22 protein-coding genes are annotated in these 24113 nt (G+C 38.0%); 3 read left to right on the top strand and 19 right to left on the bottom strand.

The annotated features are described in order from the left end of the window. The first annotated feature begins 26 nt into the window (after positions 1-26). Complete coding sequence (locus SJY45_RS13455; RefSeq protein ID WP_400071348.1) at positions 27-1076, top strand: 2Fe-2S iron-sulfur cluster-binding protein; 1050 nt, start codon at positions 27-29, stop codon at positions 1074-1076. 41 nt (positions 1077-1117) lie between these two features. Here SJY45_RS13455 and SJY45_RS13450 read toward each other — a convergent pair whose 3' ends face one another. The 9 genes from SJY45_RS13450 to SJY45_RS13410 form a co-directional block, all read right to left on the bottom strand. Further along, the gene (locus SJY45_RS13450; protein ID WP_215436638.1) at positions 1118-1903 is read right to left on the bottom strand and encodes a patatin-like phospholipase family protein; all 786 of its coding nucleotides are present in this window, start codon (positions 1901-1903) and stop codon (positions 1118-1120) included. Positions 1904-1938: 35 nt separating this feature from the next. After that, positions 1939-2859, bottom strand: a complete 921-nt coding sequence (locus SJY45_RS13445; protein WP_400071345.1) for a nucleoside hydrolase — start codon at positions 2857-2859, stop codon at positions 1939-1941. 28 nt (positions 2860-2887) lie between these two features. Continuing rightward, complete coding sequence (locus SJY45_RS13440; protein WP_400071343.1) at positions 2888-3607, bottom strand: ABC transporter ATP-binding protein; 720 nt, start codon at positions 3605-3607, stop codon at positions 2888-2890. Then, a complete protein-coding gene (locus SJY45_RS13435) occupies positions 3607-4380 on the bottom strand; it encodes an ABC transporter permease (protein ID WP_400071341.1) in 774 nt (257 codons plus the stop codon). The genes SJY45_RS13440 and SJY45_RS13435 overlap by 1 nt, the downstream gene beginning before the upstream one ends. Further along, positions 4370-5224: an ABC transporter permease gene (locus SJY45_RS13430; protein WP_400071339.1), complete on the bottom strand. Its 855-nt coding sequence runs from the start codon at positions 5222-5224 to the stop codon at positions 4370-4372. The genes SJY45_RS13435 and SJY45_RS13430 overlap by 11 nt, the downstream gene beginning before the upstream one ends. After that, positions 5214-6437, bottom strand: coding sequence for an ABC transporter substrate-binding protein (locus tag SJY45_RS13425; protein WP_215913394.1), 1224 nt, complete (start codon positions 6435-6437; stop codon positions 5214-5216). Before SJY45_RS13425 ends, SJY45_RS13430 begins: the two co-directional genes overlap by 11 nt. A gap of 83 nt (positions 6438-6520) precedes the next feature. Then, entirely contained in the window at positions 6521-7963 is a 1443-nt protein-coding gene (locus tag SJY45_RS13420; RefSeq protein ID WP_400071337.1) for a SusD/RagB family nutrient-binding outer membrane lipoprotein, read from the bottom strand. Positions 7964-8002: 39 nt separating this feature from the next. Beyond that, on the bottom strand, positions 8003-11221 hold the full coding sequence (locus SJY45_RS13415; protein ID WP_400071335.1) for a SusC/RagA family TonB-linked outer membrane protein: 3219 nt from the start codon (positions 11219-11221) through the stop codon (positions 8003-8005). Between the two features lie 95 nt (positions 11222-11316). Next, complete coding sequence (locus SJY45_RS13410) at positions 11317-12027, bottom strand: DUF2064 domain-containing protein (RefSeq protein ID WP_400071333.1); 711 nt, start codon at positions 12025-12027, stop codon at positions 11317-11319. Between the two features lie 363 nt (positions 12028-12390). On the opposite strand from SJY45_RS13410, the gene SJY45_RS13405 reads away from it, so the two are divergent. After that, on the top strand, positions 12391-13008 hold the full coding sequence (locus SJY45_RS13405; protein WP_400071331.1) for a TetR/AcrR family transcriptional regulator: 618 nt from the start codon (positions 12391-12393) through the stop codon (positions 13006-13008). Between the two features lie 4 nt (positions 13009-13012). On the opposite strand, the gene SJY45_RS13400 is transcribed toward SJY45_RS13405, so the two are convergent. Genes SJY45_RS13400 through SJY45_RS13390 form a run of 3 tightly spaced genes read right to left on the bottom strand, consistent with a single transcriptional unit; the run spans position 13013 to position 15530 of the window. Beyond that, a complete protein-coding gene (locus SJY45_RS13400; RefSeq protein ID WP_400071329.1) occupies positions 13013-14062 on the bottom strand; it encodes a glycosyltransferase family 9 protein in 1050 nt (349 codons plus the stop codon). After that, the gene (locus SJY45_RS13395; protein WP_215913398.1) at positions 14049-14651 is read right to left on the bottom strand and encodes a DUF4254 domain-containing protein; all 603 of its coding nucleotides are present in this window, start codon (positions 14649-14651) and stop codon (positions 14049-14051) included. The genes SJY45_RS13400 and SJY45_RS13395 overlap by 14 nt, the downstream gene beginning before the upstream one ends. A 33-nt stretch (positions 14652-14684) precedes the next feature. Further along, complete coding sequence (locus SJY45_RS13390; RefSeq protein WP_400071327.1) at positions 14685-15530, bottom strand: hypothetical protein; 846 nt, start codon at positions 15528-15530, stop codon at positions 14685-14687. A gap of 297 nt (positions 15531-15827) precedes the next feature. Here SJY45_RS13390 and SJY45_RS13385 point away from each other — a divergent pair, with 297 nt between their 5' ends. Beyond that, positions 15828-16049 carry a DUF6341 family protein gene (locus SJY45_RS13385; RefSeq protein ID WP_215436665.1) on the top strand — a complete coding sequence of 74 codons (222 nt, stop codon included), beginning with the start codon at positions 15828-15830 and terminating at the stop codon, positions 16047-16049. A gap of 49 nt (positions 16050-16098) precedes the next feature. Here SJY45_RS13385 and purD read toward each other — a convergent pair whose 3' ends face one another. The 7 genes from purD to SJY45_RS13350 form a co-directional block, all read right to left on the bottom strand. Further along, positions 16099-17370: a phosphoribosylamine--glycine ligase gene (gene purD, locus SJY45_RS13380; RefSeq protein WP_400071325.1), complete on the bottom strand. Its 1272-nt coding sequence runs from the start codon at positions 17368-17370 to the stop codon at positions 16099-16101. Positions 17371-17463: 93 nt separating this feature from the next. Then, complete coding sequence (locus SJY45_RS13375; RefSeq protein ID WP_400071323.1) at positions 17464-18831, bottom strand: sugar transferase; 1368 nt, start codon at positions 18829-18831, stop codon at positions 17464-17466. A 16-nt stretch (positions 18832-18847) separates the two neighbouring features. Beyond that, positions 18848-19612 carry a glycosyltransferase family 2 protein gene (locus tag SJY45_RS13370; RefSeq protein ID WP_400071321.1) on the bottom strand — a complete coding sequence of 255 codons (765 nt, stop codon included), beginning with the start codon at positions 19610-19612 and terminating at the stop codon, positions 18848-18850. Positions 19613-19725: 113 nt separating this feature from the next. Continuing rightward, positions 19726-20520, bottom strand: a complete 795-nt coding sequence (locus SJY45_RS13365; protein WP_400071319.1) for a hypothetical protein — start codon at positions 20518-20520, stop codon at positions 19726-19728. Next, positions 20507-21730 (bottom strand): hypothetical protein, encoded by a 1224-nt coding sequence (locus SJY45_RS13360; protein WP_400071317.1) that lies wholly within the window; start codon positions 21728-21730, stop codon positions 20507-20509. The genes SJY45_RS13365 and SJY45_RS13360 overlap by 14 nt, the downstream gene beginning before the upstream one ends. Then, entirely contained in the window at positions 21727-22986 is a 1260-nt protein-coding gene (locus tag SJY45_RS13355; RefSeq protein WP_400071315.1) for an O-antigen ligase family protein, read from the bottom strand. Before SJY45_RS13355 ends, SJY45_RS13360 begins: the two co-directional genes overlap by 4 nt. A gap of 28 nt (positions 22987-23014) precedes the next feature. Further along, positions 23015-24016 (bottom strand): hypothetical protein, encoded by a 1002-nt coding sequence (locus SJY45_RS13350; protein WP_400071313.1) that lies wholly within the window; start codon positions 24014-24016, stop codon positions 23015-23017. Between the last annotated feature and the right edge of the window lie 97 nt (positions 24017-24113).

Raw genomic sequence — 24113 nt, 5'->3', positions numbered from 1 at the left:
GGTCACATTTGACTAAAAAACACATAATGGTGCATTTTCACTCCTTAACCGTAAAACATATTAAGCCACTAACACCTAGTTCTGTGGCCATCACTTTTACCATACCTAAAGACCTTATACAAACCTTTGATTTTGTTCCCGGACAGTACATTACAATTAAAATGGAACTTAAGGGAAAAGAAATTAGAAGGGCTTATTCTATCTGTTCCTCACCAAAAAGCGATTGTTTTACAATTGGTGTCAAGCGTGTGGATAAAGGCGGATTTTCAGATTATGCACATACCAAACTAAAGGCCGGAGATGTATTGGAGGTCATGCCGCCCGAAGGTAGGTTTACTTTTCAGTCTACGGGAAAGGTTAAAAATATTGCAGCTTTTGCCGCAGGTAGTGGTATTACCCCTATCATGAGTATTGCCAAAGCCGTTTTAGCAGATCATCCAAAAAGTACGTTTGTTTTGGTGTACGGAAACAAATCTCAGAAGGAAACCATGTTCTATACGGATTTGGCGAAATTGGAATTGGATTACGCAGGTAGATTCAATACCTATTTTATAAACAGCCAGACTAAAGAAGATGATTCCCTTTTTGGCCGAATTGATGTATCTACGGTTAACTATGCGCTTAAAAACAAGCATAAAGATGTAGATTTTGATGGGTACTACCTATGTGGTCCCGAAGCAATGATTCATTTGGTTTCCGATACGTTGAAGGAAAACGAGGTACCTAAGGACAAAATACATTTTGAGCTGTTCACCACTACAGAAATCTTGGATGAAATGCCAGAGCAACCAGAAGGCAAGACCCAAGTTTCCGTTTTGGTCGATGATGAGGAGTTTACGTTGACTATGGACAAAAAGGAGATTGTTCTTGATGCGGTATTAAAACAGAATATAGATGCGCCATATTCTTGCCAAGGTGGTGTTTGTAGTAGTTGTATAGCACGAGTAACCGAAGGTAAAGCAGAAATGGTAAAAAACCAGATTCTAACGGACGGTGAAATTGCCGATGGTCTTATCCTTACCTGTCAGGCTCACCCAACAACACCTACTTTAAAAATTGATTATGACGATGTTTAAAATGAACATCATTTACAAATAGAAAAAGCCTCGGTTGTACATTACAACTGGGGCTTTTTTAATAGTTCTTCCAATTTTCTAGCAGTATTCTCGTAACCTACCAAGTACGCTTTTTCCAGCCCTTTACGGTCCAACACACCTATTTTTTCCAATTCCTTGAACTCCATCAACAAATCACAAGCTTCCAATTTGCTTCTATTAATGGCGTAAATCATTAGGCCGGTTACCCTTCCCGTAAGTTGTAACGAGTTTTTCAAGGCATTTTTGTTGAGCTCCCCAACTACGGATACATTGCTGCCGATTATAAAATCTGCCTTTCCAGCAATTGGTTCTAACGGAAAGTTGTTCATAATACCACCGTCTGCATAGAGTTGCCCTTCCATTTCAACCGGACTAAAAACCGGAGGTAAAGCGGCAGAAGCCAGTAAAGGCCGTATTAATTCCCCTTTAGAGAAATACTCCAAGTCTCCTTTTTGGAGATTGGTGGCCACAACGTGTAACCCTTTTTGAAGAGCCTCAAAACTATCTTCCGGGAAATGCGCTCGGAACACATCAAAATACCTATCGGTATCTATAAACCCTGGTTTTACAATAGTTAAAAAGTTATATCTGAACAAAGGTGTTTCCCTAAAAAACGCCATCATTTCCGGTACAGAATTTCCGTTGGCATATAACGCGCCTACCAGTGCACCTACGCTACTGCCTCCAACTATTTCGGCCGACAGGCCAAATTCGTTCATAGCCTGTATAAGCCCAATATGTGCCATACCACGAACGCCTCCGCCGGAAAGCACAAGTCCAATTGATTTTGTCTGTATATCACTCATAGTAGGTTTTCTGAAAAACGATACTACTAAGGTATTTATTTCAGCAGACTATCCATTAACTTTTTATGATAGCCTGAAACCACATCATAGCAGTACTTTACAGGGAATCCTTCTTTGTTATCACATAACAAGTAGGGTTTAAATACCTGCTTATTGTTCTCTTTTACTGTATCGTCCGGATGAATTTCCAATCTTGCGTTTAAATTTTCAGAAATAATGTCCTCCGGGGAAATAATATAATGACTCGCCAGCACATCAAACGGGTTAAAGCCGTTCGCTCCTTGGTCTACCCACTGTTGTAACCAAGCCCTAGAAGCATTGGCCAACCATTTATTGCCCTCATCGCCTTTTTCCAAAGCATCCAAATCTTCCGCTTTGATCCAAACCTTGTTAGAAATTTCAAAAGGGCAGAGCGTTACGGGCACTCCATGCTCGAACATCAACCGGAAAGCATCATTATCCAAATCAAAATTAAGATCCTGGGCATGATTGCCTTTATTTCCAATTTTAAAGTAGTCCTGCGGTGTTCTTCGTCCTGCAACAAGAACTACTTCCTGTATTTCACTCTTTAGTTCCGGGTGCTTTAAGAGCAATAATCCAATATTTGTTGCGGGGCCAATGGCCATAATGGTCATAGGTTGCCTACGGAGCGCTTCTGCCAAGGCTTCTACCGCTTCATTACTGTTTGCATCTTTTAAGTCAATAGCTTCCCCTGCCCCTTTATATACGGGAATATTGCCCATGGCAAACTCCGTGCTCATTTGTTGACTTAGTGGATACGAGTTTTCTATAATGGTATTTCCAAAAACCGCGCTAATACCACATATTTCAATTGTATCGGCCTTTATCAGTTGCAGTACGGCATATCCGTCATCTACATCACAATAGCCCTCTCGTTTATGCCTTGTCATACCCACGGACAAATCTGTGTCTATCCACACCTTTTTCTTCATCATGCTATCCAAATTATATTTTCTGTTGTAACTATATCAATCCGCCCCAAAATTCGATTTCACTTTGCACACCCGTCTGTGGGTCTTGGATAAAATCCTTTTTATCCTTGTACACCTTTAGAACACCGTCCTCCATAAAACCAATTTGATCGCCCATTAAAACTGCTTCTTTTAAATCATGGGTAACAAAAAGCGATGTTATATTAAACTCAGTAGTAAGCTTTTTAAACAATTCTTGCATCCGTTGGCGCGTACCTGTATCAAGGCTTCCAAAGGGTTCATCCAACAACAAAAGTGATGGGTTTGTGCTAATGGCCCGCCCAAAGGAAACCCTTTGTCTTTGTCCTCCGGAAAGCTGCATAGGCATTTTATCCGCCTGTCCTTCTAGCTCCAAGCTATGCAGCATATGCTCCACTTTTTCATTGATTAAACCTTCCGGTATTTTTTTTAACCGTAATCCAAAAGCTATATTTTCAAAAGCGTTTAGATGCGGAAATAAAAGGTCTTCCTGATAGAGATATACGATATTTCGTTTCTCCGGTTTGGTCTCCGTAATATCTACTCCGTTTAAAAGGATTTTACCCGAATCCGGTGTTGCGAGTCCACCTATGGTTTTTAACATTGTAGTCTTGCCACAACCAGATTTTCCCAAAATACTCAAAGTCTGTTTTGCCTGAAGTAAAAAATTCAAGTCTTTGACCACCCTTTCAGCACCAAAACTTTTTACAATATGTTGAACTTCAAGAAACATTAGACCAATTTTTTAAATACATAACGCTTGTTAAAATATAACAAAACTACAGGCGGAAAAATCAATAGACAACAACTTAAGGCCCCATAATAATAGTTTGCCTCTTTAATGAACACAAACACCTTAATGGTAAGCGTTTGTACTTTACCAATGCCTATTATGGAAGTGAGACCATATTCAAACCAAGAAATAAGAAAGGTCTGAAAAAAGCAAACAAGCAATAAACCTTTGGCCAATGGCAAGAGCACTTTGGTATAGGTCTGCCATTTGTTGCCTCCTAGAGTGGCCACTAAATCTTCGTAGCTTTTTATTTTTTCGTTCCAAAAACTACTAAAAAACAGTAGCGCATACGGAAAAGCTATAATAAACTGAGCAACTACAACCCCTGTTGTATTTCCAAATAGACCCATTTTTAGAAAGAAAAAACTAAGGCAAGCGGCAAAAACAACCGGAGCCAAGATATATGGAAAATAAGCCAATAGGGTCAATGTCTTTTTTTTAGGGTGATAAAATACGGCCTTGCTGATCAAAAATCCTGAAGTAGTAGAAAAGACCGCCACCAAAAGTGAGATTAATAAAGACGATAAAAAACTCTGCAAAAGACCTGTTTCCGAACTAAAAACGATAATCCAGTTCCTAAAGCCAACATATGAAGGCCACACCTCAGGAAAACGCCACTCCGAAGCCAGTGATAAAAACACGAGGTATACAAAGGGGAAAAGAATTAGGAGCACCGCCAAACTCAATACAAAAGGTTTCCAATTAGCTCGCATACGCTCTTTTTCTTTTTGGCAAGAACAACGCAATTGCCGCCACGGACACAATTAATGTGTACAACACGGCAACCACATACCCTTCCGAAATTTTATCCAAATCGTATTGTTTTATTTCTTGAATAATGAGTACCGATAGCATCTGAGGTGATTCTTGACCCAAAATTAACGGTACCTCATAAGCTCCCAACAAAAAGATGAAATACAGAACGATAAGTACCCAAGTCTTCTTTAAAAGAATAGGCAAAAATACGCGACTAACAATCTGCTTTGCATTTGCCCCGAGCGATTGTGCCAAAATCGAAAGTTCTTCTACCCGTTCGTTTTTGTAAACATTTAAAAAGAGTAACACAAAGAATGGCATTATCATGGTGATGAAGGACAGAATGATTCCAATAGCCAATCCGTCATTTACCAAATCCGGAAATTGAGCTGCTTCTGTTATCCATCCCAATTTATGGCTGATACGAGCAAAAAAACCTCCTTTTGAAAACAGTTGAAACGTAAAAAACCCGGTAACGATGCCCGGTATGGCCAGAGGTAAATAAATAATAAACGATAAAAATCGTTTCTCCAATTGCCGCCTAAACTTTAATGTTATCCAGAGTGCGCCTGCTACGGATATGCTTACAGCTACCAACGCAATTAAGGCACTATAACCTAAAGACGTAAAAAAAGTTCCCGAAGCCAAAACGGATTCCCAGAACTGAAATGTAAATCCCTTGTTGGCCACCCCAATGATTCCAAAGCTATACAATAGGGCATAGACAAATGCCGCGGCAAATGGAACCACCCCCACCAACACGAACAAAAGTATACCTATGTTTGATTTGCTAATTTTCAATTACCTGTTTTCTAAAATCTTCGTACAGACGTATCATATATTCGGGAGCCGGTTCGGCAATGGCATTGACTTCTAACTGCTTTAGCGTAGGTCCGTACTGGCGTTTTCTAGCATCTAAGAATTTATCCTTCCATTCTACTTCAAGCTTGTCTAAAGACAAAACCGTATTGGAATCCATTCCGTTGGCATCCGCTTTTTTAAATTGTGCTTCAGGGGATAGCAAAAAATTAATTACCTGCATAGCTCCGGCTTTTTCAGGTGAATTGTAAAGAATACCCAAGTAATTGGAGTTTCTAATGGTGCCGTTTTCCCAGGCATATCCTTTGGTTGTTTTCGGATAAAGACCGTTCAGTACTTTATCTTCTATGCCTCCTTCGCTAAATCCGTATGCAATTAAAAGTTCCCCATTGGCATATAGCTGGTTCATCTTGGATTGTTCTTTTGGAAACGTACGGCCTTCCTTCCAAAAATACCGTTTGTTATTATTAATAAGCTCCCACAGTTTTTTAGAAAGCCGGTTGTACTTTGTTTCGTTAAACGGACCATCCAATGCGTTGGGTCCGCCACCTAGTTCCGCCAATAGACTTTTCAAAAAGGTCATGCCCGTAAAATCATTGGAAATAGTAAAGGTACCCGGATGCTCCTTTATGAAATTTTTGAGCTCAGGAATGCTTCTTGGTGGGTTTGGCACCTTTTCATAATCGTATACGATTGCAAATTGATTGATGCTCCACGGGGCCTCCATGCCATTTACAGGCTGCTGAAAGTCCGTATTGATATACGAATCCTCAAAATCAATCAACGAAGCATTGGGAAGCTGGTCTACAAATGGCCCCCATAAACCTTCTACCTTTCTTAACTGAAAAAAAGTCTCTCCATTGATCCAAACCATGTCCACTTGACCTTCATTTATATCAGCTTGCTTTTCGCCCATAACGAGCTGTACAATTTCCGGGCCTTGACCTCCGCTAATCTCTAAATCAATGTTATATTTTTCCTTTACACTAGGAACCACATAATTATTAATATAATCGTTAATGGCGGTACTTCCCTGCCACATCATAAAGTTAACGGTCGTACCTTTTGCTTTGGCTTCTATTTCCTCCCATGGTGCATGCTTTAGCCTGTCACTATCCTGTTTAGAATTCTCGCCACAAGAGAGTAGCAAAAAACCAAATAAAAAACCAAAAAGTATATTGTTAATCTTCTTCATTGAAACAGCTTCTAATTGTGTTTAAATCCTCTTTGTCGTTTACAATATAATAAGCTTTAGAAAAATTGGATAAGATTCCTCTTTTAATCTTTCTCCCACCATCCTTTGCTATTAATATTATCTCCATCTATACGTTCTGCCGCCACTTTGTAATTAGCGCTATTGGTAGCTTGTTCTGATTCTGGATATAAATACCGAACGGGATATTGGTTGTTGTTCAAATTATCCGGCCCAGGTTTTAAGTTGGGAATACCCGTCCTACGAACGTTAAACCATGCTTCATGCCCATTAGATATTAGACTGAACCACTTTTGTGTCAAAATCTTAGTAAGGTTATCCGCTCCATTAAGTGCTACTGGCTCTTGAGCAAGGTATCCCGCAGGAACCTCAACACCATAATATTCAAAACTAGCTCTTATACCGGCTTCATAGTAGACCTCAGCATCGCCCGTGATATAACCTCTCTCCACCGCTTCTGCCAATGCAAACTGAACTTCCGAGTATTGCATGAACTGGGCATCTACCCCATCCGGCACATCTCTAAAGATAGCACCGAACAAAGAAACGTCATTTAAATCAATTCCTTTTTCTGCAATGGTTTCTCGGTCTTGGCCGTTCAACAGTCCCTTAAATTCCGGGGTACCTGCATTTACACTTGCCTGGGTAGGTTTGTAAAGAACATTCACCCTTGGGTCATTCCATAATGTTAAAACCGAATCTACAGTGGTGGTCATACGATGTTCTTGATACAATCCCAAAGACGACAGCGTCATAGGATATTGGTTTGGCGCTGAACTCAGATAGGGCAGCACCGCATTGTCCGCATTGGATTGCATAAGTTTTCCGGAAGAGACCAGTTCCTGAATTTCCGAAAAATCAGTTAACCGTTTACTTATCCGTAAAAGATATCGCAACCGTAACGAGTTTGCAAAACGCACCCATTTGTTAAGATCCCCATTAAAAAGTACATCGCCGTTTACTACGGCATTAGAATTTTCCAGGGTTGTAGCTGCACGCTCCAAAACGGTTAAAATGCCGGTATCTGGATCTGTATAAATACTTTCTTGGGTATCATAAGCGGGAGTGAATTGCCCGTCTAGTGCATTAACAGCTTCGGTATAGGGTACATCTCCCCACATATCCGTAAGCTGGGAGAACAAAAAGCTCTGCATTACATCTCCTATGGCATTATACGCCTCATTGGAACCCTGTAATTCCCGCATAGATTTAATATCGCTCAATAACTGAAATATCGTATTCCAGTAATCGCTGTTCGTACCCATTTCGTAACGGTCTATACGCTCAAATTCTACACTGGCCGCAAACTGCTCAATATAGTTTGCCAGACGAAATCCTTGGTAAAACGCATTTTGGTCCGCTTCTACAGAAATGACGTTGGCCAACAAAAACTGCGGATCAACAGCTTCAGGAGAATTGGGGTTTTCGTTAAGCTCTTCAAACTCATCGGTACAACTGCCCAATGCTAAGAAGAAACTCGTAAAACCTAATATATATAGTTTGTTCATTGTTCTAAATTTTAGTTTTCCGTTCATGGTGCTTTCCTCTTAAAAATCCGTTTTAACGCTAAACCCAAAACTGCGGGTAGATGGATATGAAAAATCTTCTACACCATAAACGATACGCTGTTCTTGCAGGGCGTTCAGCTCTGGATCAAAATGAGGGTTTTCCGTAAACAATAGTAAATTACTGCCCACCAGGCCTAATTTTATATTCTGAAAACCAATGGATTTGGACACTTTTTCAGGAAGGTTGTAATATAGTCCCAACTGGCGCAATTTTACATAAGATGCGCTGTACAATGCACTATCTTCATTACCTCGGTCAAAGAAATTATTGTAAAACTGACTGGCAGGAACCGAGGTGGTATTAGGAACATACTGCGGGCTATCGGCCGTACCTACATTAACCACACCATCTCCAACAACTCCGTTCTCACGCCCCACCAAAGTTTCCTGTAAAACACCCGATGTACTTCCAAGAGCTTTGATCCTAGAAACAATGGTACCTCCTTTTCGCCAATCAAAAAGAATAGTCATGTCAATATTTTTATACGAAAACTTGTTATTGAAACCGACGGTAAAATCCGGATTGTAGTTGCCCAAAAGTCTAAGGTTTCCATCTTGTATGGGCAGGCCGTTTGCTCCATAGACGGTTTGACCATCTACTTCTAGAAAACCAGTACCGTACATATCTCCTACACGACCATTTTCCCTGGCGATGTAGAAAACCGTATTAGATCCGCCTCCACCAGAAAAGATATTGGCCGTACCCGTTACAAATTGATCTACCCCATCTGGCAACTTGGTAACTTCACTGCGATAGGTTGAATAATTTACCGAAGACTCCCAACCAAAATCTTCCGAGCGAACCAAGGTGGCGCTCACTAAGGCCTCAAAACCTCTAGTTCTGACCTCTCCGCCGTTTACGTTGAAATTAGAAAACCCGCTGGTCTGCGATATAGGCCTTGAAATAATCTGGTCTATACTGGTGTTTTGGTACCCAGCCACATCTAGCTGAAGCCTGCCATCTAAAAACCAGGCTTCCAGACCGGCCTCAAGTGCATTTAAACGTTCCGGTCTTAGATTGGCATTTTTTAATACCGTTTCATTGGTTACCCTAAAACTGGAACCATAATTTTGATTGAACACAAAATTCTGCACGTTCTGGTACGGGTCTGTATCATTACCCACACTGGCCGCACTAAACCTGAGGTTTAGGTACGAAATGGCTTCGGGCAACATAAACATATTACTCACAACGTAACTAAGTCCTGCCGAGTAATACCCAAAGGAATTACTATTACTTGGTAATGTACTACTCCAGTCATTTCTAAAAGTAGCATCAAAATACAACGAGTTTTTATAGGAAAGGTTTCCGCTGGCGTATACGCTATTAATTCGCTTTGTAAATTTCTGACTGTCTCCTTTTAACGGTGTTCTTGAATTTGCCAGGGTATAAATACCGGGAATCGCCAATTGAGAAGCTTCCGAAAATTTATATTGAATGTCCTGGTCAAAACGGTTGGCTCCTGCGGATACGTTGTATTTCCAATCGTCATTGATCTTGTCCGAATAGGAAAGCAAAACATCCGTATTCAATTCCCTAAAACGAACGTCATCCTCACGATACGTACCCAACGGGTTTTGATTGGTGCTTACCGCACGGCGGAATTCCCTTTTATCATCATAGGTATCAATACCGGCGCGAACGCTTAGACTTAACTTATCCGTAATATCATAAGTGGCCGAAGCATTCCCTAAAATTCGGTTTTTATTGAAACTATTGGTGTTTTCATAAACCGTTAAATAAGGGTTGGTCAACCATAGGTAATTAAAATCATAATGCTGAATGCCTTCTTGACCTGCCTGCCAATAATTTTTTAATGATTCCACATTGGTGTTTCTCCCGGTCCAGTTAAACCCATAAAGTGGATTTTCATAACCGTAACCTAAATTGGGGCGGTTACCACTGCGCGTGTTGATGTAATTTAAAAATGCTTTTACCTTAAACTTTTCATGAACGTTTTGGTCTACACTCACCGCAAGTCCGTTTCGTTTTAAGTCCGTATTAGGAACAATTCCATCATTCTTTAGATTGCTATAGGATAATCGTGCGCTTCCTTTTTCGCCTCCCGAGCTTATGGAAATGTTGTTTTGATAAGTAACACCCGTTTCAAAGAAATTACGAACGTTGTCAGGTCTTGACACCCAAGGTGTAGGGGTAATATCCGTAAACGAACCATCTGGCCTGGTTCGTGAAATGACATCTCCTGCACGAACAGGGTTTCCGTTTATATCTACCGAAGGACTATCAAACTGAGCAATTAATTGACCTTGGTCCAAACGAGGGCCATAGCTGCTAATGCCGCCATCGTTTACACCGGCACCAGTTCCGTTTTGAAAGGCGTATTCACCATTTGAACCTCCACCGTACTCATTCTGATAATCAGGCAAGGTCAATAAGCTCTCTACTGTCAGCGTGCTATTGATACTAATGCCCAGCCCCTTTTTCTTTCGTCCTCTTTTAGTGGTAATGACTACCACACCGTTTGCTGCGCGCGCTCCGTATAATGCTGCGGAACCCGCTCCTTTAAGAATAGAGATAGAGGCAATATCATCCGGACTTATGTCTGCACCGCCATTACCAAAATCTACTTCTTGAAGCGCACCGTCATTTACAAGGTTACTCGTAATCTGTTCATTGCTTATAGGTACACCGTCTACCACAAACAAGGGCTGGTTGCTACCGCCCAAAGAATTTTCTCCCCTAATAACGATACGAGAAGAAGAGCCTACACCAGATGAACCGTTCGTAATCTGAACGCCCGCCACGCGCCCAGCTAGACTATTTACCATATTGGTAAGGGGTACTTCCGTAAGTTGTTCTGCCTTTACCGTAGTTACTGCAGAAACCAAGGATTGCTTTTCCCGTTCAATTCCTAACGCGGTAACTACAATTTCATCTAGTTGCTCGGAAGACAGTTCCAAAGTAATAACTTTTGGAAAGCTTCCGTTTACCACCTTAATTTCTTGGGTGATATATCCTATGGATGCTATACTTACTGTAAAAGTATTTGCTTCCGTCCGTAGGGTGAAAAATCCAGAGTCATCGGATACCACATAATTATTGCTCCCGAGCTCGTTTATAGTTGCGTAGGGTACGGGTACATTATCCGTATCTATCAATTTTGCAGTATACGAATTGGTCTGGCCGTACGCCAATACTGCACATAGCTGCATAAGCGCTATTATAGCTGTTTTCATTAAAATTCAATAAAAGGTTGTTATTTTTTTAAAAGAAGTCGAAATCACTATAATATATATAGGGACTATCCTTCTTAACCTGTAAAAGGTTTAAACTATGCCGCTAAAAGAAATGCGGGAGGACCCCTTAATTGAAAGGAAAACGAATGCTTATCCGATAAGCACAGTGATTTTGAATGTTGTATAAGGTTCTGTACTGCCAATAAATAGCTCAAGATGAAGCTAATTAGAACTTCATCATCTGTGCTATATAAAAATTGAAGTAATTGATGTGAGGTGTCAATATCCGTAAGCTCATCAAAATAGTATGCCTCTGCTTTTTTCCAGAAAACCCCGTTCACCAATGTATTGAACAAGGTGGATTCTAACCAGGGAAGTGCCTTAAACTGATCCAAGTTAAAGAACTCACGGCGCATACCCAATAGATACACCCCACCATCAGTTGAAGGCCCAAGGACCAAGTCCTTGTACTGAATTTTGTCTATAGCCTGATCTAAAACTTCTGCGGTTAAATCTGGCGTATCATTACCAATAGAAAGCACTTTGGTATACCCTTGATCAAAAAGTTCTTGAAAAGCATTGGCGTAACGCTCGCCAAAGGTTGTTCCTTTTTGTTGGCTCTCGTCTACTATAATAACATCTGCCCCAGTGGAGGATGCAATTTTACGTGTACGATTGATAAGGATATTAAAAAAACCACGGGAGGCTTTCTTGTTGGCATTTCCAAAAATGGACTTCCGTTCTGCCTCCAGCTGCGCCGAAAGCGAGAATATTAATATAGCCGTATCCTTATTTATCTGCTTCATTTACCAACTTTCGTCGTAATTGTTTTTGAACCTTACTCGGGTCTTAAGTGCAAGATACTAAACAAGGTGTGACCTTTTAAATATTTGTATATATTTTCTTACGTATCAAAAACAGGCTTACGTTGGTATATTATATGCGTAAAAGCTTCCTTTATATAAATTCTTGGTGGTTTTTCACTCGGTAATCGACATTATTTACCGACCATGTGGTTTGTGAGTCACTCGTTGAATAACCTCATATTAAACAATTTAGGTCTTTTAACGAGAAAAATGGTCAGACAACCCTTCATCTCTAACATAGCATTCATTGCTGCGGTTCTTTGTATGAGACCCAACGGTCTGTTTAACCCCAAATCTATAATTATGACCAAGAGTTTAAAACGCATGGCTACCATGCAAAGAATGCAAGTAACAGGACTTGAACTTTTTTACAAAAACGGATACTACAATACAAGTGTTGATGATATATTAAAAGAACTATCCTTGTCCAAAGGAGCCTTCTATTATCATTTTGAATCCAAGGAAGATTTCTTCATTCAGATTATTGAAAACTTACTGGTTCGTAAAATGTACAGTCAGCTTATTGAGCCTATAGAAGGTCATGACAATACTTTAGACCTTATTACACAATGTTTTGAAGAGGCTTTAGAAACGGCCGTACATAACGAGTTTGACTTTGGTTTTGTGCTTAGTAATTTCATTAATGAGTTTAATGGTAAGAATGAAACCGTAATGAAGCACTTAAATGACATTTTACGTATTTGGGAGGTGAATTTGGTATCTGCCATACAACGCGGAAAGTTTAACGGACACATTGATAGACACATTGATAGTGAAGGTGTTGCCGTTTATCTTATGAGCTCATATATAGGGGTTAGAACCCTAATGGTAGAAACTACCCCAAGTGCCCGTAAATATAGGTTTATGTCCCAATTACGTCAGTACTTTAAATCTTTGGAGCCCAAAAGAACAACCGTATAGAAATTTATACATCGTTCAATACGCTCTTAACCTTGGTTACAACTTGTTCCGGCAGAATGGTACGCATGGCCATTTCATATCCTTGGGGCATTTTATTACCGTAAACGGATGTTGGAATTAACGGAAATTTTTCCCGATTGGCACATAATGCATTATCTACATCTTGGCCAAAAGGGTAGAACCCAGCGTAAGGATGGGTAACTCCCCAAAGTGTAACTACTGGAATGCCGTACATAGTCGCCAAATGTGCATTACCACTATCCATAGACAGCATAGTGTCTAAATTAGAAATAAGGGCAAGTTCCTCATGAAAAGAAAGTTTGCCTACCATGCTTAGACAGTTCGTAAACTTGTCCTCAAAACTTTGAAGTTTCTTTTCCTGGATAGGTCCACCTCCAAAAAGGAAAATTTTATATCCATTATCTTTGTTAAGCTTGGCAATAACTTCCTCCATTAATTCTAATGGGTAAGTTTTACCTTCAAATGCGGCAAAAGGAGCAATCCCGATCCATTTTTTTGAATCGATTCCTAGAATTTTTTGTGTTTCATCCGAAAGACTTTCTTTGGACAATACAGAATTCTTAGGTAAATCTATTGGGAAACCCAATTGCGCAAACACATCTACATAACGTTGGTGGGTGGTTTTTAAAGGTTTGAAGACCTTTGAAACAGTGGAGGTAAGCGCTTTTTTTTCTGCCCTACCTTTATCGATCTGTGCAACCGGAATACGTCCAAATTTAAAATATCGCTTTAATACTTTGCTCCGCAAAACATTGTGAAGATCAGCAACGGCATCAATCTTTAATTTGGTAAGTTCCTTATAGAGCTTCCAGAGTCCAAATACGCCTTTGTGCCTTCCCTTTACATCAGCCTCATAAACACTTACGTTCGGGACATTAGAGAACATTGGGGCAAAAAATTTCCGTGTGAGTACGGTAATTTTTAGGTGTGGGTTTTGCTTGGTAAGCGCAAGAAGGACAGGTACGGTCATGGCTACATCCCCCATTGCGGAAAGCCTGATGACCAATAGGTGTTCGGGTTTATTTTTGGCCACGGAGAACAGGGTTCATCTCATCATCATTGTACATTTTCATCTGTTTGTACACTTTCATGTACTTATCACCAGATTCAATATCCGCCAGCAATTGGTCTATTGCCGTAGAAAGATCTTTACGCTGCTCCAATAACACATTTAGCTTTTGCGTACATTTTTCAATATGTTCCAAAGACGCATCCGTACGGCCCACTTCTTCTTGCATATGATAAATCTTAAGCGCTAAAATGGACAGCCTGTCTATAGCCCAGGCCGGACTTTCCGTATTAATGGTTGCGTTTTCCTTTACTGCAACATCTTTGTATTTATCCAAAAAATAGCTGTCTATAAACTCTACCAAGTCTGTTCTGTCTTGATTACTCGCATCAATCTTTCGCTTCAATACCAAAGCATCCGCCGGTGCAATATCCGGGTCACGAATAATATCCTCATAATGCCATTGTACAGTGTCTATCCAGTTTTTACGATAGAGCAAACGTGCAATATCATCTTTAGGGTAGGGGTTCTCAAAAGACTGATATACATTATCCTTAATATGATATTTCTGAATACTTTCCTCGAAAATGGTAAATGCGAACTTGCTGAACATTTTTTATAGCTTTAAGGGCAAAGTTATTCATAATTATTTTATGGCAATGCCGGTCATCAACACCAAAAACGGAATTAGTACCGCAGCCATTAAGATTATCTCACGAATATTAGCTTTACGCAAGGATTCTATGTACTTGGTCATAAAGACAACTGCAGGAAAAAACGTAATCATAACTGGATAGACGTTGTCCGATAATAGAAGTATGTTCAACACAAGGCCAATTACAAAAGAAAGCGCAATTAGGCGCATGGTAATCACTTTTCCAAATCCGGATTTACCCAACTTTACAAAAGCTAAAATACCCGATACAAACGTGGTCAAAGCAAATAAAACCAGCTTAGTGCTATGCCCCCAATATGAAAAGTAAGTGCTATCCAAAGACACAGAAAACTTATAATGGTTGCTAAAAAAATCTTGGTTACCGTAAAGTATCAGGACACATTCCGTTATCATAAGTACCGTAAAAACAGCGGCAAGTGGTACAAACCAGTTTCTGGCATTTTTAGGTTCGTAAAAATATATAGCGGCCAAAACCAAAATTAGGAACAACAAGGCCCAATCATAAAAAAGACTTGAAACCAATACCCAAATAGTTGCATCAAAAATCTTGAACTTAATATTTTTCAAGGACCGAATACTTATGAGCCTCCTTGTGGCCAACAGCAGGAAAAAGCTACAAAAAATAGCATTAGAATCCAGCAGGGTTTCCGGAAATACCACCATTAGAAGCCCGTAAAAAAGAATGGTAAATGAGTTTGCCCCGGTTACTTTATTTCGTTTTACGATAAAGTTGACGATGAATACACTAAAAAATAAGACCGATAGAACAAACAACTGCCAAAAAATACGGACAAGAGAATAGATTCTATCGAACATATAGAAATGGACAAACCAATAGAAAACGAATAGAAACGAAAGAACTATTATGTAGTTAATTGGCTTTGTCTTGCCAAAAATGATTGATATCATTTGAAAAATTATCTAAAATTTCACCGGACGATACTACAATTTCTTTATTGAAAAGCACAAACCTTTCATTGCAACAGGAACTATAATCTTGGGCCGGCAACCCTTATTTGGTAGTACCTTCTAACCAACAAACTAAATCATCAACATTTAAATTTAGAAAGTTTCTTAGCTTTTTATACTTTTGCAAGTGTAAATATAGCTAAGATGAAATCATTTTTTGAAGGAATAGCAGATTTGTTCGTAAACCACCTATTTTGGCCGTTGGACCAGTTGCGTTTTATGCATAGTTGGTGGGGTGCCAATATCATTAACTGGATTCTTGCCCTAATTTGCTGTGTAGCTTTCGTATATTGGATGTTACAGCTAAAACAATACAACGATAACGACGAAGAGGACAAGTCTATCTCTTCTCACTCTTACCTATAAACAGTAGGTTTACTACTAATACATTTGTAAAGACATTGGATTCTTTCTTTTAAAGATCGAACCCAATGTCTTTTCTATAGTTCATATTCTGGAACTTAATATTTTCTATATTCTTATAGGAAGTAGCCAACGCTTGCTTAAAGTTATCTCCGTAGGAAGTAATTGCCATTACCCTACCGCCACTGGTTACTACTTTACCGTCTTTTAATTGCGTACCTGCGTGAAAGACCAACGAGTCTTCAAGAGCATTGAATCCTGTAATTTCCTTTCCTTTTTCATATACTTCGGGATATCCTCCAGACACTAACATAACCGTGGATGCGGTTCTTGGGTCCAACTCAAGTTCAATATCATCTAAAGTTCCGTTGGCAACGGCCTCAAAGACCTCAACCAAGTCATTCTGAATACGAGGAATAACCACTTCCGTTTCGGGATCACCCATACGCACGTTATATTCTATAACCTTGGGCTCATCACCTACTTTTATCAGACCTATGAATATAAAACCTTTATACGGCAAATTATCCTTTTTAAGGCCTTCTACCGTAGGTTTTACAACACGCTGGTGTATCTTGTCCATAAAAGCTTCATCCGCAAAAGGAACGGGAGAAATAGCGCCCATCCCGCCAGTGTTAAGTCCAGTATCGCCTTCACCAATACGTTTGTAATCTTTTGCAGTGGGCAAAACCTTATAACCACTACCATCCGTCAATACAAAAACGCTCAACTCTATACCCGCTAAAAACTCCTCGATAACGACTGTGGCGCTTGCGTTACCAAATTTAGCATCTACCAACATGGTTTTAAGCTCCTCTTTTGCTTCGGTCAAATCTTCTAAAATAACCACCCCTTTACCAGCTGCAAGTCCGTCTGCCTTTAATACATAAGGAGCTTGTAACGTTTCAAGAAAGTCAAACCCTTTCTGAAGTGTCTCTGAAGTGAAGCTTTCGTAAGCAGCGGTAGGTATATTATGCCGCATCATGAACTTTTTAGCAAATTCCTTACTGCCTTCTAACTCAGCACCTGCTTTTTGAGGTCCTATTACGGGTATGTGCTTTAATTCGGAATCACTAAGAAAAAAATCATGAACCCCATTTACCAAAGGGTCCTCTGGCCCTACTATAACAATATTCACATCATTAGCCAGAACCGCCTTTTTGATTCCTTCAAAATCGTTTACACCAACTGGTATATTTGTTGCAATTTCGGAAGTACCGGCATTTCCAGGTGCTACATAAAGTTTATCTAGTTTTGAGCTCTGTTTTAGTTTCCAAGCTAAAGTGTGCTCGCGACCGCCAGCACCTAAAATAAGAATATTCATGTTCTAAGGTTTGCGCAAAAATACGTTTTGAAGTGGAAATATTACTTATAACCATCAATTAATATCCCAAAATCAAGAAATGGAATCCTATAGCTACACTCCGCGTGAAAACAAAACCGTGGTAACTGTCTTGAAAATAATCCGTAAATCTATAGTAATAGATTTGTTCTTAATATAATACAGGTCATACTCAAGCTTTCTAATAGAATCTTCAAGGTTCTCCCCATATTTATACTTTACTTGAGCCCAACCCGTTATTCCCGGTTTTATAAGATGTCTTGCGCTGTAATAGGGAATCATCTCATTAAGTTGATCCACAAAAACTTTTCGTTCCGGTCTAGGGCCAATAAATTGCATGTCCCCCTTAATTACGGATATGATTTGTGGTAGTTCATCAATTCTAAATAATCTTAATATTTTTCCGAAAGGAGTAATTCTTGCATCATTTGTAGTAGCCATTGCCGCACCTGATTTTTCAGCATCAACTACCATAGACCTGAACTTATAGATATTGAATTCCTTACCATGCAACCCCACTCTCTTTTGAGTATAGAACAAGGGCCCTCTATTAAGAAATAGATTCCCGAACCACACAAAAGGGATACAAAATATAAATACCAAACCTGCAAATAGCGACAAAACAAAATTCACACCGAAGGTGAAAATCCTTCCCAAATACCTAATTTTTCTATTTCTTAACTGTAGTATTTCATAAAAACTATCGTTACGAGATCGAATAGGTAAAGCTTGATACACATCCTCATAAAAAGAGGTAAAGGTCACCACTTCTTTCCCTAACAATATAGCCCTAAGCAACACCTTCTCTACATCTTTGGGAATATCATTATAACTCTGCATATTTATAATAAAAACATCAATTTTATCAACAGCAGACATGAACAATTTCTTTTTAATGTAATCTACCTGCTCTAAAGGATATGTAAGCTTAACACGATAAAATGTTTTTAGCTCGTCTCCATTAATAACGGCTACGTCATCTTTAAGTAAACCGGCCGCCTGTTCATCATATATATACAGAACATTCTTTGTTACTGGAATAATTCTAAAAATATTCCTGAAAAATAAACGCCACAGACCTATTTCCAAAGGTGTCAGTACAAGAAAATAGAGTAATGGCATTCTCCAAAAGCTCACATCATATACAATTACCAAAAAAAGAAATACTATAAAAACGTACATGGCACTTATATAAAGCGACTGTGAAAAAACATACCGACGTTTTGAAACTTTCTCAAGATTGTAAAATTCCAAAATATAGGCCAAAACCAAATAGCTTATCACCCCAAAAGAAAAAACAACCACTTTGAGCCCCATTAAAATATACTTGGCATCAATAGCATTGTTGACCAAGACATTTAACGAGGCCAACACGATTATTAAATCGCCCACAAGTAATATAAACTTGCGTTCTACAGAATTTAATACGGAAGGCCTAGGCATTTTTAACAAGTTAGAATTACCAAAAGTAACTTTTCAATTTTAAAATGATTGCCGAAACTGTATAAAATGTAGATTGCAACAGAGACAAACCTTCTACCTCTCTATAGATTTGCCATTCATACTTTACCAATTTAAACTTATTAGAGGATATGGATTCATTACCCTCACGGTATGTAGAAAGTACTTGGTTTAGACCATAAGCGTTTGATTTCTTAAGCAACTTAAGCCATAACGCGTAATCTTGCCTTTTCCGAATAGATGCCATATACTGTTTACCAAAAAAATTAACACTGTACATTACGGTTAAACATCCTATTGGATTTTTATACAATGCGGAATTATAAGTTACCTTTTCTTTTGATTTAACAATTTCGTTTGTATATTTCCCGTCTGCATCCATCTTATCATAATCCGAAAATGTAAAAGGGTAGTTATTGTCATTCATAAACTTTAACTGCGCTGCCAACTTATGAGGATACCATTTATCATCACTGTCCAAAAAAGCAATGTAATCTCCTTTGGCAAGTTCTATGCCCTTATTTCTAGCAACCCCTGCCCCGGAATTTTTTTTTAACCGATAATATTTGATTCTCGGGTCATTTTCTTGAAACGACCTTATTAAGTCCTCACTACTATCAGTAGAACAATCATCTACCAAAATATGCTCCCAGTTATTGTGGGTTTGGGCCTGTACCGATAGAATATTATCGGTCAAGTATTTTTCGGAGTTGTATACTGGTGTAATTATGGAAACAAGAAAACCTTTGTCAATTTCAACCATACTATTGTACTTTTTAGCGCTAAAGTCCCTCCTCTGTCATAGAGTTTGGAAAAAAAAGACTTAGGACCGTAAACCGGATACATTAAAACAATTCCCGTTAAGCTACTGGAAATTTATGATTTAGAATAAGAAATAAAACCATTAATCCCACATTGAAAGGTATGTAAACCTTTTTTCGAAAATGGTAATCCTTGTTTTTTAAAAACAAATAAGATTAGAAACAATATCCCTCCATATCCATAAAGTCTTCTAAACATAGCCCCTTTTGAAAAAATCAAGTCAGCTGTAATCTGAGATCCTGAACTTTCCTTTGGATGAATTACCATAGGTTTGGGTATGCTGCGAATAACATAACCTTTTTTCAATAAATCATTCAAAAATATATTCTCTTCACCTGTAGGGAACTTTGCGCCAAGGCCAAATCTTTCATCAAAATAGATATTATCAGACTTAACACTCTCAACATGAATCACTGTCGAGATTGACGATACTCTTAATATCGATCTCCAGCTGTGAGCAAATCCTTTTGGTTTATATTCCTTGTATGCACCCCCTTCTGGTGTTTCTATTTGAAAAGTGAATATGTGTATGTTGGGATGCTCCGCAATAGCCTGCCTAATAGTTTCTTCGAATCCTGAGACATAACTAACATCATCATCTGCAACGATCCCAAACCCCTTTTTAACATTTAGGAAAGCAATATTACGACTTTTTGATAGCCCTCTAGTTGTGGAATTGATAACAGTAATGAAAGGTAAATCTATTACTAATTTTTCATGATTGTTTATTTGTTGATTAACTACCAACATTTTCAAATTTTTATGAAGTTTAGTTTCCAGTAAACGGCTATTCTGAAGAATTCTACAGTCCACTGTTGATACTAAAATAGTAATATTAGTTTCTGACATATAAACTTCTAAGATTTATGTTAAAAAAAATATAGGAGACTAAAGGCATTAAAAAAACGATGGCACTTATCCTATGACGATAGGCACCTGAAATATTAGTTTCAAACAAGGCTGGAATAATTAAAAAAACCAAAAACAACAATAACCAACCCTTCATATATTTTTTATAAAACAGCAGAACCGGTGTAATAAGCACAAAAATAATATAGATTGAATCAATTAATGGAATTAATTTATTCATGGTTACCGTTGGGGAAACCAGAATAGGTAAAGGAGACAGTAAATACTGTAAAACTAAAAACATAACATTCTTAACGTAGTCAAAAGGTCCTGACCAGTTCATCGTAGAATAGCCTTCCATTCCAAACTTTGCATTAGAAGCGTCACGATAAGATATAAGCCAAGCCATATTAAAGTCTAGCTGGTATAAATTTGAAACCACTGTTTTTATACTAAAAATCACAACTACCATTATTACGGCCAACAAAATAAAGTTCTTTAAGGAATAGAGTTTGTTCTTATAGCAATACCCCAAGAAGAGGACGATTACGCAACACACCCCAGTTAGTGGCCTAGTTACAAAAACAAGGATTAAAACAAAAAGGGCCATTAGCATCGTACCTTTTTGTATTACGATATATCTAATCAACAAATTACTAAATATTGCCAAGAACATAAGAGCCATGGATTCCCTTAAAATACTCGCATTAATAATGACGGTAATCGGATAAAATGAAGACAATACGACAAGTATGGCATAAAACTTTCGCTGATCCACCATTTTGTTGTGGTAAACAAGAAAGGTCTTAAATGCCTTATAAATAAATAAAACGGCAACCTGATAATAGAAAATGTTAAAGACAACAAAGACAAAGGGCCTTTTAAAACAAAGTTGATACTGAAGGAAATTAAGGATAGAATACCCTTTTACACCAAACGAGTAAAAATTGAAATAAGTGCCAAAATCTTGTATTATACTAGCGTATACCACGCTATCAGGTGGGGCTGATTTGAAATTTACCACCTCATTCACAATGAAGAAAAAGAGGGGCCACAAAAAAGAAGCCATAACCAATATACAAACGGCAAGGGAATTAAGTTTTTCTCTTTTTAGCAAAACAAAAAACATTGCAAACAAGAAACAGGAATATACCCCCATCAAGAGCAATCCCAGAGCATCTAAAGTGAAAACCTTATCTAATTCAATCATCTAACCGGTTTTTTCAAATTCAACAAATGCAGTTGAAAAATAAATGCCATGTATATTACCCCCATTTCCCGAACTAAGGTGCTTTCGGTCATGGAAAATAACAGAAAGATTAAAAGTACGCCCAAGAAAAGGAAATCTTTGTATTTAATAAAGAAATAAAAGCAAACTAGAACGAATAAAAACAAGACAATTATCCCCAATACTCCGTATCGCAGACCGAACTCGAGAAAATTATTATGTGCGTTTTTTTCGACTAATTCTTGCTTGTTCGTTTTATCAAGTCGAGACCATATTTGTTCTTTGGTGTCCATACAGAAACGGCCAAAAGGGTTCTCTTTAATAAGCGTAATACTGGTGCGCCAAATATGAATTCTCTCAGAAGCCGGACTGTTATTGTCTATTTCAAAATCATTTGTCACAAATGTTTTATAATCTGTAGTTATTCTATTACCGATAGATGGCAGCACCATATATAAAAATATTATTATTATACCGGAAATTAACACAAAACTTAGTGCCCATATATACTTTTTAGATGCCAGTAATCTTCCTAAAAAAATTAAAAAAAACAAGGCAAGTATTATATAAGCCATTTTAGCAGATACAAGGATTAAGAAAACTATTGATACAATTAGAAAAATTATTGTTAATAGTTGAAATCTACGTTTGATAATACAACAATACAAGTCGTTCAAATTTGCATTAACTCCTGCAAGAGCATAAAGTGATAAATAGCTTGGGTGCTGATTTAAAACCTCTACAAATGATTTATGAACAAAAGAATTCCACCAATATTCGGGGGCTCCATTTGATAATTTCAGAAGCACGCTTGTAAGACACAGAAAAAATACAATACAAATAGAAATGTTTAAAGATTTATACACGTATATAATTATTCTAGTGCTTGAGAAGAATCTACTACCTAAAATCAACCATAGCATGGGTACAACAATATTGAGCATTAAAACCCTATCATTACAACCATTAACGATAAAAAAAAATAAAGGCAGTATAAAAAATAGCTGTGCGTGCAAATCGCTCAATCGTAACCTCAGCGGCTCTCTGTAATATAAGTAGCTCAAAATAGAGAAAATGAACATAAACAACAAAGCAATTCTATTTGGCACTAAAGTGACCTCTAGAAAGAAAATAGATATTACATATAAAAGAATCAAAAGAAAAACTATTTGCCCTCTATAAGGTGAGGACATATACTTTTTAAACCGATGAATAAAACTTTTTTCCTGAATATTCATTTAGCTATATTAGAATAATTTTGTAATTCTAAATTTCATTTGCACGAACTCTTTCAAAAAATTGTAACCTAAGCTTTTCTACTTCAGAAACATCTATGTACTGCAATACATCTTCTTGTCTAAGATTAAATTCGTGACAACGTTCCAAGAACGTGTTTATATTTTTAGCCACACTAGCTATTCCATCTTTTTCAAAATCCACTCTCAAAGCCCAGTCAGGATAACCTTTCATCTCAAAAGCAGTCTCTTTGTAAGGAACTACAAGCGGTTTGCAACAAGCTAGGTACTCACGTATTTTTAATGGGCAGGCTTCTTTCATTTTTTTCCTGTGAAGTGCCAGTGTCCCTATAGCTGCTGTTGATTGATTAATATATTTAAGATACTCTTCCTTTTTCAAAAAACCATGTAGTAAAACATTGTCTGGAACATCCGGTAAATCGGTAGAACTATATCCAACTATATGAAATTTAACATGATTAAGTATTTTAGCCATTTCGATTAAAATATCTATGCCATGCCATGCCATGCCTGGTGTTCCCAAAAATATCATACTCAGTTCATTGGAATTAGGCTTATATGAAGAAATTTTATAATCGGAAACTTTTAAGGAATTTGGAAAAACTGCAGTGGGCCTACCAGTATACTTTTCCCCCAACTCATTGGTTACAGCCGCAATCCCAGAAACGCTTTTTAAAAAAAGTGAATTAGTGCATTTATAGTACAAAAATCTCAAATACCTCTTTATCCCTTCCTTCCTTAACAAAAAATATTCTGATTCAAAATCAGTATTCACTTCAACAATTAATTTGAACCTTTCACCAATTCTACGATAAAAAGGCTGGTACAGGCTATACCGTGCATAAACTACATCTGGGTTAAAACTATCTAGGTGTTCCCGAGCTTCAATAAAAGTTGAATTTAAACCAGCCCAGTCTTTTAAAACATCTATAGGCAGCAAACCTAAACTCTTTGTTCTAAAAAGCTTTACATAACCTTGTTCATTTAATTCGGACAGAGCAGTACTCTCCAATTGGATATTAGAATCGCTCGTTAGAATTATCAATTTTACCTCATGACCAATTGACAACCAAGCTTCTACTTGGTTCTTGATTTTATTTATAACCCCA

This window comes from Zobellia russellii (genome assembly GCF_044597075.1).
In the GTDB taxonomy this organism is placed as follows: domain Bacteria; phylum Bacteroidota; class Bacteroidia; order Flavobacteriales; family Flavobacteriaceae; genus Zobellia; species Zobellia russellii.
Note: the sequence above shows the minus strand (reverse complement) of the source record. Positions and strands in the feature narration are given on the sequence as shown.

What these genes read in the sequence shown, in the direction of transcription:
- SJY45_RS13455 (WP_400071348.1), top strand. Translation starts at nt 27, where the DNA reads ATGGTGCATTTTCACTCCTTAACCGTAAAACATATTAAGCCACTAACA.
- SJY45_RS13395 (WP_215913398.1), bottom strand. Translation starts at nt 14,651, where the DNA reads ATGTTCAGCAAGTTCGCATTTACCATTTTCGAGGAAAGTATTCAGAAA.
- SJY45_RS13415 (WP_400071335.1), bottom strand. Translation starts at nt 11,221, where the DNA reads ATGAAAACAGCTATAATAGCGCTTATGCAGCTATGTGCAGTATTGGCG.
- SJY45_RS13420 (WP_400071337.1), bottom strand. Translation starts at nt 7,963, where the DNA reads ATGAACAAACTATATATATTAGGTTTTACGAGTTTCTTCTTAGCATTG.
- SJY45_RS13370 (WP_400071321.1), bottom strand. Translation starts at nt 19,612, where the DNA reads ATGGTTGAAATTGACAAAGGTTTTCTTGTTTCCATAATTACACCAGTA.
- SJY45_RS13435 (WP_400071341.1), bottom strand. Translation starts at nt 4,380, where the DNA reads ATGCGAGCTAATTGGAAACCTTTTGTATTGAGTTTGGCGGTGCTCCTA.
- SJY45_RS13360 (WP_400071317.1), bottom strand. Translation starts at nt 21,730, where the DNA reads ATGATTGAATTAGATAAGGTTTTCACTTTAGATGCTCTGGGATTGCTC.
- SJY45_RS13445 (WP_400071345.1), bottom strand. Translation starts at nt 2,859, where the DNA reads ATGATGAAGAAAAAGGTGTGGATAGACACAGATTTGTCCGTGGGTATG.
- SJY45_RS13410 (WP_400071333.1), bottom strand. Translation starts at nt 12,027, where the DNA reads ATGAAGCAGATAAATAAGGATACGGCTATATTAATATTCTCGCTTTCG.
- SJY45_RS13425 (WP_215913394.1), bottom strand. Translation starts at nt 6,437, where the DNA reads ATGAAGAAGATTAACAATATACTTTTTGGTTTTTTATTTGGTTTTTTG.
- SJY45_RS13375 (WP_400071323.1), bottom strand. Translation starts at nt 18,831, where the DNA reads ATGCCTAGGCCTTCCGTATTAAATTCTGTAGAACGCAAGTTTATATTA.
- SJY45_RS13440 (WP_400071343.1), bottom strand. Translation starts at nt 3,607, where the DNA reads ATGTTTCTTGAAGTTCAACATATTGTAAAAAGTTTTGGTGCTGAAAGG.
- SJY45_RS13390 (WP_400071327.1), bottom strand. Translation starts at nt 15,530, where the DNA reads ATGTTCGATAGAATCTATTCTCTTGTCCGTATTTTTTGGCAGTTGTTT.
- purD (WP_400071325.1), bottom strand. Translation starts at nt 17,370, where the DNA reads ATGAATATTCTTATTTTAGGTGCTGGCGGTCGCGAGCACACTTTAGCT.
- SJY45_RS13385 (WP_215436665.1), top strand. Translation starts at nt 15,828, where the DNA reads ATGAAATCATTTTTTGAAGGAATAGCAGATTTGTTCGTAAACCACCTA.
- SJY45_RS13450 (WP_215436638.1), bottom strand. Translation starts at nt 1,903, where the DNA reads ATGAGTGATATACAGACAAAATCAATTGGACTTGTGCTTTCCGGCGGA.
- SJY45_RS13365 (WP_400071319.1), bottom strand. Translation starts at nt 20,520, where the DNA reads ATGTCAGAAACTAATATTACTATTTTAGTATCAACAGTGGACTGTAGA.
- SJY45_RS13405 (WP_400071331.1), top strand. Translation starts at nt 12,391, where the DNA reads ATGACCAAGAGTTTAAAACGCATGGCTACCATGCAAAGAATGCAAGTA.
- SJY45_RS13355 (WP_400071315.1), bottom strand. Translation starts at nt 22,986, where the DNA reads ATGAATATTCAGGAAAAAAGTTTTATTCATCGGTTTAAAAAGTATATG.